This is a genomic window from Maritimibacter alkaliphilus HTCC2654 (assembly GCF_000152805.1).
GTDB classification, from domain to species: Bacteria; Pseudomonadota; Alphaproteobacteria; order Rhodobacterales; family Rhodobacteraceae; genus Maritimibacter; species Maritimibacter alkaliphilus.
In genome coordinates, this window is the sequence record NZ_CH902578.1 from 1,224,679 (window position 1) to 1,237,380 (window position 12,702).

At 67.4% G+C, this 12,702-nt stretch carries 11 protein-coding genes; all 11 read right to left on the bottom strand.

From position 1 onward, the window contains the following. Positions 1 to 6 precede the first annotated feature (6 nt). The 11 genes from RB2654_RS07060 to RB2654_RS07110 all read right to left on the bottom strand — a co-directional run bounded on the left by RB2654_RS07060 (position 7) and on the right by RB2654_RS07110 (position 12,701). Positions 7 to 663, bottom strand: a complete 657-nt coding sequence (locus tag RB2654_RS07060) for a hypothetical protein (protein ID WP_008329999.1) — start codon at positions 661 to 663, stop codon at positions 7 to 9. A 3-nt stretch (positions 664 to 666) separates the two neighbouring features. Further along, a complete protein-coding gene (locus RB2654_RS22320) occupies positions 667 to 4,047 on the bottom strand; it encodes an eCIS core domain-containing protein (RefSeq protein ID WP_008330000.1) in 3,381 nt (1,126 codons plus the stop codon). Next, positions 4,044 to 4,283 carry a hypothetical protein gene (locus RB2654_RS07070; protein WP_008330003.1) on the bottom strand — a complete coding sequence of 80 codons (240 nt, stop codon included), beginning with the start codon at positions 4,281 to 4,283 and terminating at the stop codon, positions 4,044 to 4,046. Before RB2654_RS07070 ends, RB2654_RS22320 begins: the two co-directional genes overlap by 4 nt. Next, positions 4,280 to 6,163, bottom strand: a complete 1,884-nt coding sequence (locus RB2654_RS07075; protein WP_008330005.1) for an ATP-binding protein — start codon at positions 6,161 to 6,163, stop codon at positions 4,280 to 4,282. The genes RB2654_RS07070 and RB2654_RS07075 overlap by 4 nt, the downstream gene beginning before the upstream one ends. Then, positions 6,160 to 6,861: a Pvc16 family protein gene (locus RB2654_RS07080; protein ID WP_008330007.1), complete on the bottom strand. Its 702-nt coding sequence runs from the start codon at positions 6,859 to 6,861 to the stop codon at positions 6,160 to 6,162. The genes RB2654_RS07075 and RB2654_RS07080 overlap by 4 nt, the downstream gene beginning before the upstream one ends. Continuing rightward, positions 6,858 to 7,670, bottom strand: a complete 813-nt coding sequence (locus RB2654_RS07085) for a hypothetical protein (RefSeq protein WP_040884529.1) — start codon at positions 7,668 to 7,670, stop codon at positions 6,858 to 6,860. The genes RB2654_RS07080 and RB2654_RS07085 overlap by 4 nt, the downstream gene beginning before the upstream one ends. Next, the gene (locus RB2654_RS07090; RefSeq protein ID WP_008330011.1) at positions 7,667 to 8,392 is read right to left on the bottom strand and encodes a hypothetical protein; all 726 of its coding nucleotides are present in this window, start codon (positions 8,390 to 8,392) and stop codon (positions 7,667 to 7,669) included. Before RB2654_RS07090 ends, RB2654_RS07085 begins: the two co-directional genes overlap by 4 nt. After that, positions 8,389 to 8,910 (bottom strand): phage tail protein, encoded by a 522-nt coding sequence (locus RB2654_RS07095; RefSeq protein ID WP_008330013.1) that lies wholly within the window; start codon positions 8,908 to 8,910, stop codon positions 8,389 to 8,391. Before RB2654_RS07095 ends, RB2654_RS07090 begins: the two co-directional genes overlap by 4 nt. Positions 8,911 to 8,922: 12 nt before the next feature. Further along, positions 8,923 to 10,959: a phage tail sheath C-terminal domain-containing protein gene (locus tag RB2654_RS07100; protein ID WP_161600681.1), complete on the bottom strand. Its 2,037-nt coding sequence runs from the start codon at positions 10,957 to 10,959 to the stop codon at positions 8,923 to 8,925. A 67-nt stretch (positions 10,960 to 11,026) separates the two neighbouring features. Further along, positions 11,027 to 11,314 carry a hypothetical protein gene (locus RB2654_RS07105; protein WP_040884532.1) on the bottom strand — a complete coding sequence of 96 codons (288 nt, stop codon included), beginning with the start codon at positions 11,312 to 11,314 and terminating at the stop codon, positions 11,027 to 11,029. 196 nt (positions 11,315 to 11,510) lie between these two features. Then, a complete protein-coding gene (locus RB2654_RS07110; protein WP_008330017.1) occupies positions 11,511 to 12,701 on the bottom strand; it encodes a M14 family metallopeptidase in 1,191 nt (396 codons plus the stop codon). Between the last annotated feature and the right edge of the window lies 1 nt (position 12,702).

Here is a 12,702-nt window from a genome sequence, read left to right on the forward strand (position 1 = left end):
CTCCCCTCATGGCGTTCCCGACAGGCCGAGCGCCGACAATGCGCCGCCCTTCCCCTCGGCCCGCTTTTCGCGCCGCGCCAGCGCCGCCATGTAAAGCTCGGCCCCTTTCGTTCCCCAGGCCAGATCGTCCACCGTCAGAACCGAGGTGCCGATGGACAGACGCGCGCGGATCGGGTCGAGGTTGGTGTCGAACGCTTCCTCGGTCACCGACACATCCGTGATCCTGACCGGCAGCACCCGGTTCGGTCCCAGCACCAGAAGCACCAGCGGAGAAGGCAGGGGCAGGATTTCCAACGCCCCGCGCATCGCCATCTCGTGCCCCGCCACCATGTCGTCCACCTTGGGCGAGATCAGCACTTCGAGAAGGGCGAGATCGGCGGTGATCCCTTCCTCGCCCGGTGCCAGAACGGGACCACCCGGGGCGACCGAGCTGTCGGTCGCGTCCAGTTCGATCTCGAAGGTCAGGGTTTCCTGCGGCGGGCCGGTCAGGCGCAGCGCCGCGGTTCCTTCGGCACCGGACTGCGCCCCCGCGGGCGTCAGTCGCCGCGTCAGGCTGTCGGGGTTGAACTGGAACACGATGGTTCGGATCACCGCCTTGCCGTCGCCGTCCATCACGACGAAGCCACCTTTCAGCGCACGGGGGGATTGGGACAACGCGACCATCTGCTACTCCAACGTCGAAAAGCCGAGGCCGCTGGGGCCGGCCACCGCCCGGCCCTTCGCCTCTTCCAGCCCACGCTTGAGCCGTTCGGTCGCATCCGGCACCTTTTCGGTGACCGTGACCTTGTTCTGGCCGGTGCCTTCGGCGGTGAACTGTTTCATGAACGCCTTGGGGTCGATGGCGGGATCGATGCGGATTTCGGACAGGCTGGGCGGCGTGATGGTGCCGTCCTTCGCCCGCGACAGCGTGCCCAGATGCAGCGTCAATTCTGGCCCGATGTTCACCGGGCCGTATTCCGCGATTTTCTCGCGGATCTCGTGGCTCATCAGGCCGTAGGCCGCATAGCCCTCGATCGCGGCTTCGAACCCCACGGTTCCGGTGATCGCCAGCTTCGCCTGTGCGGCGACGGACAGGGCCAGCCCGTCCTTGTCGTAATCGGCCAAAAACGGCGTGGAGGCATCGAGGTTCAGATGCAGTCCCGGCACGACCGCCAGCTTGCCCTTCACCCCCACGGCCCCCTTCGCAAGTTCCGCCCCGATCGACCCTTCGACGACGCCTTCGAGGTTCAGAGAGCCCGGCAATGTGATCTTGCCGCTCAAGGCTGCCTTGACTTCCATCTCGGCCTCGAAGGGATAGAGCGATCCCTCGAACGTCACCTCCTTCAACGCGATGGGGCCTAGCTGGTAGCCGAAGCGCACCGCGCCGCTGATCCCCGCCGTCGCGTTGATGAAGGTAAGGGGTGGCGGCAGGGGAAACGGCATCTCGACCCCGGCCTCAAACAGCGTGTTCAGCGCCTTGCCATCCTTGGGCCACGCCGGGCTTAGTGGAATGTCGTCCACGCTCACCCCGCCCTTCAGCTTCACCCGACCGCTGCGCTCCAGTTCGACGCCGAGTTCGGGGCGGAGGTGATCGTTGAGTTGATAGGCGATCAGCCCCGTGCCCGAGATGACGCCATCCGGGTGCAGCGTCACGGTGATCGTCCCGGTCGCCTTGCCCGCCTTGACCTGGGTCGTGCCGATGCCGCTGAACGCGCCCTCTTCGCCGTCCTTGCGGCGATAGGTCATTTCCAGCCCGGCATTCACGCCCCGGACCTCGACCCCGGCGTTTCCGGTCAGGACGACCTCGCCCTCGGAATAGGTGCCGTGAAAGGCGACCGAATTCACGAGCGGCACGGGGTCGGTGACCGTCGCGCCGCCGGAATAGACCAGCCGTTCGTCCGCGTAGTCCAGTTTCATGTCGACCGACGCGCCGCCGAGCCCGAAACTCAGACCGCCGGTGGCGAAGACGGCGATGCCGCCATCGCCCTCCCGAAACCCGATCTCGGCATCGACGCGCGCGCCCCTGATCTTCGACGATTTGGCCTTGAGCGATCCGGCCCAGCCCGCGCCCGAGGTGTAGCTTACGTTGCCTTCGGCGGCGTCGATCCCCGGAAGCCCCATCGCGGGAACCAGCGATCCGGTCACGTTGAACGCCCCACCGATCAGGCCCGCCTCCAGCTTGCCGGTCGCGATTGGGTTTTCGGCAGGGCCGATCTCGAACCCGATGGCCCCGCGCGGCACGAACTCCGGCATCAGGTCCAGTGCCAGCGCCCCCTGGGTGAAGCGAAAGAGCTTGCCGGGCGCCGTCAGCGCGTCCTTCCCAAGAGCGCTGACGACCGCCAGTTTCTCGCCACCGTCCTGTGTCGCCGAATATTCCACGGCGATGTCGCCCAGCATCGGCACGGTCGATTTGATCGTTCCTTTAGCCTGTAATCCGCCTTTCGCGTCGAGCGGCGCGAAGCTCAGGTATCCCGGCGACAGATAGGGGTAGTAGAACTCGATCTTTTCATTTGCGCCGGGCGTCAGCCTGAGGTTGCGCATCTCGCCTGCGGCGACACTGTCGGGCACCGGTCCGGTCGCAATCTCGGCGATCAGGTCGACTTCCGGCGTGTCCGCGCCCGACCGTTTCTTGGCGAGTGAATCCAGATGCCCCGAGACCTTGTCCGATTTGGACCATGCGCCCTCGGCCCCGCGTTCGTAGGACTTGATCCGCACACCGGGGATCAGGCGCTTGGCGGAATTGTCGATGGGCGTGACGCCGGTTTCGGCCACCCGGATCACCTCGGTCACACCCCCGGCCACCAGAGCCAGAGGGCTGCCCGCGGTCGCGATTTCGGGCATCGTGCCATTGATCCGGCCCGCCCGCAGCATGTCTTCGATATGGAAACTCGGGTCGTCGGTTCCCGTGGGAACGGTCACATGGCCAAGCCGGATCTGGATGTTGCGCACCTCGCTGCCGCGCATATCGGGCGCCCGGATCGCATCCACGACCTCCAAAAGCTTGTTGAACGTATTGCTCCCGGACTCCCGGTTCTTGGTCGCATCGAGGATCTGAAGGTTCGAGGGAACCGATGTGCCGCCCATCTGCTTCTCGACGATGTGGTCGATGTCGCAGCCGGATTTTCCAAGCCCTTTGCCGAGGTTCCTGACCGTCTTGTCCACCCCCTTGGCCTTCAGCGCGGTCGCTACCACCGGATCGCTCTCGCCTGCCTTCAGAAACGCGTCGGACAGCGCCTTTTCCGAGGAGAAGCCGAAGTTGTTCAGCCAGATCTTCTTGTATTTCTCGCTGCCTTCCTTGAAGGCCGAAACACGCTCCGGATCGGTGCCGTTGAAAAGGGGCGTGAAGACCAGCCGCCCGGCGCCGCCCGCAAGGTCGTGCGCGTCCTTGACCCAAGGCCCGATGCCCTTTTCGAGCGGCAGGGCGAAGCTGTCCAGTTGCACCACCAGCTCGTCACGGCCATCGCCGAAAGGCACGTCGCGCACCACCTTCATCCCCGGCGGGAGACGCACGGGGGCCTGCGCTGCCGGGCTGTCCGTGATGGGCGCTGGGGCCTCACCTTCCGGCTGGCGCTGGATCGTGCCGGGGTGCGCGGCGCCGAGCGGGGGCATGGGCCGCCCCGCGGCAAAGGCAGCGGCGGCGCCGTCCGCGGCCTGTTCGAGCGCCAGTGTTTCACCATCTGTCGGGGTCGGCCCGCCGCTGGCGAGCGGACGGTTGGCCTGCTGCACCACATGCGCCACCTCATGCGCGATCAGCGCCGTGCCCCTGCGCGTGTCGGGGCGATACCGTCCGGCCCCGAACACGATGTCCGAGCCGGTCGCAAAGGCATTGGCGCCCAAGGCCCGCGCCGCATCATGGGCGCGCGCGTCGTCATGGACGCGCACATGCCCGAGATCCCGTCCGAACGCCGCCTCCAGCCGTCCGCGCAGGTCGGCACCGATCGTCTGCCCGCCGCCCGCGCGGGCCGGGGCGAATGCGGCCATCGGCGGCGCGGATCGGACCTCGGTGGGAGCCACATGGGGCTTGGCCGGCACGGGGCGCGCGACCGGGTCCATCCGCCGCCCGCTCATGTCTCGCCCTCCGGCAGGGTCAGGCCCGCGCGCGACAGGGCCGAACGCACCGCGCCCGCCACCGCAGCGACCGCCGGGTCACGAGGCAGGCCCGCCGCCGTCGCCTGCAAGAGCGCCGGAGCAAGATCGCGCGCCAGACACCCGGCGATGCGGTCGGCCTCGCGCCGCGTCACGATGCCCGATGCGCCGTGGACGGTCAGTCGCCCGATGCGGATGGTGAGGGGGGCGTCGCTCATTGCACGATATCCCCCCAGCGGATGACCGGGGCGGGCTTGCCCTCTTTCGCCAGTTCCGCCGCCAGTTCCGCTTCGATCATGGTTTCGGTGATCGCCGCGCCCTGATCCGCCGCCGCGAAGGCCGATTTGAGCGCGACATTGCGAATGGCCCCGCCCGAAAGCGGCAGGTCGGCGAGCGCATGAAGGTTGATCCGGGCGGTCGGCGCGGCCGGGGGAAACGCCTTTTGCCACAGCGTCAGCCGTTCGGTGGCCGACGGCAGCGGGAAATCCAACGCGAACCTGAAACGGCGACGAAACGCGGGGTCGATGGACTCGCGCATGTTCGTCGTGACCACGGTGAAGCCCTGAAACGCCTCGATCCGGGCCAGAAGGTCGCCCGTCTCGGCGTTCACGTGCCGGTCCGTGGCCGACCCCACCTGCCCGCGTGCGCCCCAGACGGAATCGCCCTCGTCCCAGACCATGACCGCGCCGCTCCGTTCGGCTTCGGCAAATGCGGCGGCAATGTTCTTGGAGGTCTCGCCGATGTATTTCGAGATGATCTGGCTCAGGTCGATCACCATCAGCCTGAGGTCGAGCGCGCTGGCCAGAACCTCGGCGGCCATCGTCTTGCCGGTGCCCGACAGGCCCGAGAACAGAACCGCGACACCCCGGCCGCGCCCCCCCATGCTGCGCCCGAAACCCCAATCGTCAAACACGTCGGTCGCATGGCGCACATGGGCGGTGATCCGGCGCATCTCGCCCTCGATCTGGCGGGGGAGCACGATGTCGTCCCAAGTAAAGACCGGCTCGCGCAGCGATGTGCCCGGAAGGGGCCGCACCTGATGCGCCCGCGCCGAATGGTGCCAGAGCCGTGCCGCTGCGCCGTCGTCACCTTGGGCCGCGTCGATCTCGCCCGCCGCGCGCGCGACCACGGTGCGTATGTCGGCATCGCCCAGCGCGAAATGCCCGGCCACGCGGGCCAGGGCGCGCGATCCCACCCGGTCGGCCCGCTCTGGCCCGAGGGCGGCGGCCCAGACCATCGCGTCTGCCCGGCGCGGCGCGCTGTCGGGCAGAACCATCACCGCACGGGTGAACCCATCGGCATGAACCGGCCCGGTGACGACCACCTGCCCCGCGATCCGGTCGCAAAAGGCTTGCAGCCCGGCGCGCGCGCCTTCGCCCGCCTGCACGATCAACGCCCGACGGTCGAGCGCGGCCTCGCGGCTCCAAACCCGCGCAAGCCGATCCCGTGCGCCGGGATCGTCGGGGATGTCGGATGCCGACAGGGCCCAGGGGTCGAGACCCAGCCCGGAAAGCCCATCGGCCACCCGCCCGGTCTCGATCACTCCGGCGAGCACCACGGGCGGCATCCCATCCGGCCCGCGCCGCAACAGACACGACCGCAAGCCAGCCAATGCGCCCCCAGACCGGCCTGCGCCGACCGGAGACATCCGTGCCGCGATGAGCGTGTCGCGCACAGGCGCGCCGATCAGCCGGTCGAGCACAGGGTCAGCCAGCGTCAGCCGCGCCGCCGCGCGCGCCCCCTCGCTCAACTCGACGATCTCGAACCGGCGCAGCGCGTGGCTGGCAGAAAGCGCCTCGGGCGCGAGATCCCCGATCAACGCGCCGGCCAGCCAGACCGGGCAACCGCTCAACCCGCCTGCGGCCTCAGCCACCTCGCGCGCGACCGGGGCCGATGTCGCGCAGGCCAGAAGGACGGCGACGAGCTCCAGTTCGCCCGGCGCAAGATCGAAGGTCTCGGCAAGATCGGCCAGCGCCGCCCCCTCTCCCGCCTCCAATGCCGCATGGAGCGGCGCGAAACCGGGAAGCGCTTCGCCCTTGGTCGATGCGGCCAGCGCGTCGGCAGTCAGCCGCCCGGCGAGAGGCACGAGGGCGCTCATTGTTTGCCCCACTGTGCCGCCCGAACCGGGTCCGGCACCACTGCGATATTCACCTCGTCCACGGTGTTGGGGTCGGGAAAGGCCTCATCCGGCACGAGGAAGACCGCCTGAACCCTGTAGAAGGCGGACGGTCGAAGCGGGGACTGAAGCGCAGACCAGAGCTTGGTGGCTTGATCCACGTCCACCGGCTCCTGCGAGATCGAGATTTCCTCGGGCTGGCTTTCGGCCGTGTCGAGCGGCTCGGCGTAAAGGCCATCCATGAAGCTGCCGGACTCCGAGGCCGCAACGCCATGAAGGACCGAGGCGATCAGAGGGCGCGACAAAATCCCGACGTTGTGAAGCGCGAACATGCCGGTGCCGAGCAGCACCTCACGCTCCAGCCCCGATCCTGTGGCCGCCAGCATGTAGTGGAGGTCGAGGACAAGTGGCGAAGGGGCGCGCCGTGCCCCCTGCGAGGTCACATGGGGTTCGAACTGGTTGCGGTAGGCGGTATTCGGTCCGGCCTGATATAGGTAGAGGATCAGCCCCGCCGCTTCGGCGGGCGTCGTGCCGTTCACCGCATTGGTGGCCGCCGGGCGGGGCGGCGGCGCGATCGTGACCGGCGGCGGCGTATGGCTGCCATAGGTCGTTTTCAACCGCGCTTCGATCAGCCCCTTCAAGACGAAGGTCGTGGCGGGGACGGCGAAAGGCACGCTCATCGCCGCCCCCGAGTCTCGAGGTAATCGTCGAGCGCGACGGGGGAATGCGTCGTCGGGCGCGGGGTCCGCGCGGGTCCGGGTTTCGCGGCGGGATCGGTCAGGCGAATGTCGATCTGTCCGATTTCGACGATGACGGGTTCGGGGGCCGCCTGCGCCTCGGCCAGCGGCGAAGGGGCTGGGCTGACACCCTCGGCAGCAGGGGGAACGAACAGCGTTCCAAGCTGCTCGAGCAAGGCCGTGAACAGGTCACCCTCGTCGGTTTCGTGGGTCGGAGTAGGTTCGTCTTGGGCGTGCGGCTCTTCGCGCGGGGGAGCCGAGGCTTCGGTCGGTTTTGCAACGTCCTGCGCGGCGGGTGCGGATTCGGTCGGGCTTTCCGGTTCCGGTGCTGCTTCGGCCTCTGCCGCAGGCATTGGCGGCGTGGAGGCGGACCAATGTTCATTCTGATCTGGCTTTGTCGGAACTGACGCCTCCTGCGGCACCACTTCGGTTTCGACGGCCTGCGGGGACACCGGAGCTGCAACCGTCTCCGCTGCCTGAACCGATGGCGCGATCTCGTCGGTTGGCTCATGCGTAAAGGTCTGCGGCGGGGCTTGGCTTCCAGCCTCCCCGACCGTGTGGGCGGCCGTCGTCTTGAGTGCAGGCGGCGCGGGCGCGTCCGGGCCGATGTCCTCGTCCGCTTCCTCGGTGAACTGCATCCCGTCGGGGCCACCCCGGTCGATGCCCCCTTCGAACCGGGACGGCACGCGCGGCGCGGCGTCGCCGGGCCGACCTGTCGCGGCACGGCGCAATGCATTGAAATACCCGCTCACCCCAGAACCCTCCGGCCCGGCACCCGCGCCTGCGCCGCACGGGCCGTCACAATGGCGACATAGGCGCGCCGCCGGTCGGTTGGCAGCGACAGGACTTCGCCCTCGGTCCACCCATAGGCGCGCGCCAGACAATCGACTTCGGTCAGGAGCGCGCGGTAAAGCCGGTCGATGCCAGCCGCGACGAAGCCCGCCGGTTCGACGCTCGCCTCCGTCTCGGCCCCGCATTCGGGACAGGCCGTGTCGATGCGAATGTCCCCCGCCGGATCGTGGGACGCGAAAGCCGCCTCCAGCGCGGGCAGACCCGTTTCGGGAAACGGCGTATCGTCCAGCGCACAGCGCCGGGTCAGATCCAGCGCATCCCCTGCGGCATCGAGGTCGGCCATGGTCGGCACACGGAACCGATGCACCTGACCGTCGACTGTGACCGCGACGACCGTGTCCGGGCGCGGCACCGAGGCTGACAAGATCGCGTCCTCGGGAACCGCGAATTCGATCTCGGTCCCGCAGGACAAGCAGGTCAGACGGGCCTCCAGCGCATCGCCCAGAAGGGCGCGGCCCAGCCGGATCACGCGCTGGTTGCGCGCGCCCAGCGTGTCGGTCCTGAGCGTGTCGCCCGGCACGAACACGGCCATCAACCGCGCCAAACGCAGATGGGGCGGGGCCGGATCGCCGATGCGCCAGGCGTCCAGAACATCGGCCGCAGTCAGATCACGTCGGGTCATGGCGTTGCGAAGGTCGGCTCCTTCGGCTCGACCACCGCGCGGTCACGCGCCCACCCTTCATGCTCCAGCTTGATTTTCGCGATGGCCACCGCGTTCGCATTCGCGTCCAGGTCCGGCAACGCCTCGTATTCCGAAACCCAGGCCCGGAACACGTTGTAGGTCATGACGACCTGCCCCGCCTCGTTCATCAGTTCGATGATGATGTCCTTTCGGAAATCATCCAGCGACACCTCGCCCCCCGGCTTGGTGCCATAAGCCCAGACCTTGTTCGCCCAGGCTTCGAACCGGCGGTCATGGGTGACCCCCTGTTCCAGCGTGATCGGCTCATACTCCGTGCGTCCGGGCGCCTTGAACGAGGTCGATGGATCGCCGCCGGAGCGGTGCTTGATGACCTCGGTCGACCGCTTCAGGGTCGAAACCTTGGACACCCCGGCGACGTAGTCGCCATCCCATTTCACGCGGAACTTGAAGTTCTTGTAGGGGTCGAGACGCCGCGCGTTTACCGAAAATTGTGCCATGCCGTCCGCTCCTTATTCCGCTGCCTGGACCATCTGTTGAAGTGAGATCACGACGAATTCCGCCGGTTTCAGCGGCGCGAACCCGACCACCACGTTGACGATGCCAATGTCGATGTCGCTCTGCGGCGTCGTCGATGCGTCGCAGGCCACGAAGAACGCCTCCTGCGCGGTGACGCCCTTGAAGGCGCCCGCGCGAAACAGCCGTTGCATGAAGGCATTCACGTTCACCCGGATCTGCGACCACAATTCGTCGCCGTTGGGCTGATGGACCGCCCAGCGCAGCCCCTCGGACAGCGAGCGCAGGATATGATTCGCGGTGCGCCGAACGGGGATGTATTTGTATTCGCTCCCTTTCGCATCGGCGCCGTCCACTGTGCGCGACCCGAATGCGACCGTTCCGTAGATCGGGAATTTGCGGATCACGTTCAGGCCGACGGGGTTGAGAACGCCGTGGTGGCTGTCGGACAGGTCCACCGCCGGGCCGTAGACGCCGGTCAGAACCGCGTTGGTCCCGGCAGGTGCCTGCCAGACGCCCGCCTCCGCATCGGTGCGGGCATAAAGCCCCGCAATCGCGCCCGACGGCGGATGCGTCCGGATGCTGCCGGGCACGAGCGGTTCATCCACCCGGATGTTCGGGAAATAGGCGGCCGCATGTTCCGAAGCGAAAGTGAAACGCCCGCTTTTCCAGGCCTCGGCCCCCACATAGGTGGTCACGTCGGGCGGCGGGTCGATCAGGAGAAAGGCGAATTTCTTGTCGCAGATGCGCGCGGCCTCGCCATAGACCGCGCCGTAGTTGGAATGCTGCGGCGCGTTGGGGTCGCCCGGGCTAGGTCGCACGATGTCGGGCAGGCAGAGGATGTTGAAGAACGGGTCGGGCTCCTCCAACGCCGTGATCGCGGACTTGAAGTCGTCCGACGTCGGCTGCCCGTGGCTTTGCCCGGTCGCGCCGGGAACCAGCCCGCTCACATTCACATGGGCCGCCGGGTATTTCGCGCCGAGTTGGTAGCGCGACGGACCTTCGGTCTTGGCGTCGAGCCCGTAGGTCGCGATCAGGTTGGTGCCGGATGTCGGCGCGGAAAGGGTGACGGTCCCATCCGTGCGCCGGGCCTGCGTGGCCGAGCCGACCGGGGCACTCAGCATCAGGCGCAGGAACGCGCCGCCCTCCTCCGCCATCGCGACCACCGCGTAGTCGCCCATTTTCGCCTTGAGGGGTTCGTCCTCGGCAATCGCTCCGGCGATGGCGGCGGTCAGTTTCTTGGCGAGTTCCAGTGGCGTGGCGGGCTGGGCCTTGCCCGAAAGAAACACCGTGATTTCGTGCCCGTCGATCGAGGCCGCCGGATCAGGGGTGCCGTCGGCTTTCGGGAAGGTGACCGACAGCTTGACCCTGACGTCCGCACCGAACGTGCCCGGGGTCGGGGCGGTCCCGATCGCATAGACCGACCCGGTCGTTTCGGGCGCTGCATTGTCGATCCCGTTCACCTCGACGCTGACGATTTGCGAGCCGAGGCCCGCGTCGTTCACCACGAGCGGTGCGAAGCGGGCCGAAGACGACGAGGTCGAGATGTCGCCAAATCGTTCGACGCGCCCGGTGGCCCGGTCGGTGATCGTCATGTTGAACCGCTTGGCATCCCCGTCTTCGCCGAAGGGGTCGGCTTCGATCCCGAAGGCGTCGAAAGCCACGAAAATCTCGTTCGAGGCCGCGCCGGAGGACAGGGCGGTGACGGTGAGAGAGGTCTGGGTGTCCGTATCCGCCCGTTTGAACCCGCTTGAGGCCGCGACGGCCCCCTCCGGCGGCACCCGCAGGACGTAGGCCTCGGACCCGCCGTTGGCGAAGAAGTGGAGCACGGAATAGGACAGGTTCGAGGTCTGGCTGAGGCCCCCGAACGCGCGCTCGAAATCCGCGAAGCTGAAGATACGGATCGGCCTGTTGTCGATCCCGGTCACCGTGGGGCCGACGAACAGCGCGACCGAGGTGGACGCGCCCGTGATGGGCCGCACGCCGCTTGGCAGTTCCTGAGTGTAGACGCCCGGATGTTTGAGTTGCAGCATGGCCGCCATACCTCCTGAAATTCGTTTTCCCGGGTCGCGCGACATGCGCGGACCGGACCGCAATCAATCAAGTCATGAGCCACAGAGAGACCACCACGAGAGCCGCCCTGTCCGGGTGGCCGCCGTCAAAATACTTAGCGATTCCTCGTGGTTCGCCTTCACGCTGCGCTAGAACCGATTGGCGAGTCAACACTCGCGCGTCCGGCCGGGCGGGCGCGACGGCCCGTTCGATTTCGAACTCCGACGCGAGCCGATCGGGCGGCGCGCGACGCAAGATTTTGAAATCAAGCGTGAATTTGACGCCGCTGGGTGTTGCCTTGCGGGCTCGCAAGAAATGGCCGCGCGGGTCGAACATCCGGCGAACGTCGCCTGCCGGTTGTGCGTGCCGACTGCCCGGACTTGGGGCGATGGCGGCCTTGAAATAAAGCGGTTTCGACGTGTCCTGGAACAGGGTGGCCGCAGGGCTGCCCAAGATGAAAACGGACTGTTGCGCGCAGGATCACCGCCAATCCGATGAACCGCGCAAATCCGCAGGGGTCATAGCGGTCCGGTCAGTAGGGTTCTGCGCGTCCTTGCCGGCTGAGATGCGGGACGACAGCCAGCAAAGCGGGCACGATATCGCGCCCCAGTCCGCGCGCCCGTTGCGGGAGCCACCCCTGCCCCGCCATCGGGTGCAAGGTGGTATCCTTCGTGGCTTGTTCCAAGAGAACCGAAAGGGATTTGGGGAACGCCGCGCCGACCCAGTTCCATGCCATGCCCAGATCGGCCACGGCAGGCGCCGCACCGCCCGGATAGGGGTGGCCGGTTTCATAGTCGGGCGATGCCGCGTCCAGCGCCGTCTCGAAAGTCCGGAAGATGTCCCAACGGTCGGGCGTCCATGTCGGAACATTCTCCGACGGCCAGATGAAATTGCAGCGCAACTCGTTGTCGGAATGACCGTCGAGGAAGAAATCCAGACCGCGTGCAAGCATCTGCTCACGGATCGCCACCACTTCCGGGGCGCGTTCGGGGTCCGGGCTTTCCCATTCCCGGTTGAGGTTCGCGCCCGCCGCATTGGCCCGCGACAGCCCAAGCGCGTTTCCGTCGGGGTTCGCATTCGGCACGATGTAGAGCACCGCTTGTTCCCGCAGCACCCGTGCGGCGGCGTCATAGGGGTCGAGCAGACGGTCGAACAGGCCCTCAAGGAAGAACCCGCCCTGCGTCTCGGACGGGTGCTGGCGCGTGGTGATCCAGAGGTTCGGCTTGTCGGGGCCGGGCGTGCCGAAGGTCAGGAGGTCGATGGGGCGGCCCTGCACCGACTGTCCGATCACCTCGAGCCGCACATCGGGGTCTTTGAGCGCCCGGTAGGTCAGCGCCTGATCGCGTTCGGGGCCGAAGGGCGGAAACTCGGCGAAGGTGACGAGGTCGCCCTTGGGCGTGTAGCTGAATGTCCATGTCTCGCCATCCGAAACGGCAGGCACGCGAAACCAGGTCTCGCCATCCTCGCTGACCAGCGGGCCGGTGTTGGTCCAGGCGTCCTCCACATCGTCGCGGTTGTCCATGCGGTTCGCCACGCTCGCGCCGATGTCCTCGAACACGAAGGTCAGCGGCACGCCGCGCGCGCCGGAGACGCGGAAATTATACCACGCGAAGAACGGGGTTCCGGGGTCTTTCGGCAGAGACAGCCGGATGTTGGACGAGTCCGAGGCGTCGATCACGTTGATGCGCCCCTGCGGGATGTTGCCGCTGATCGAAAGGGTCATG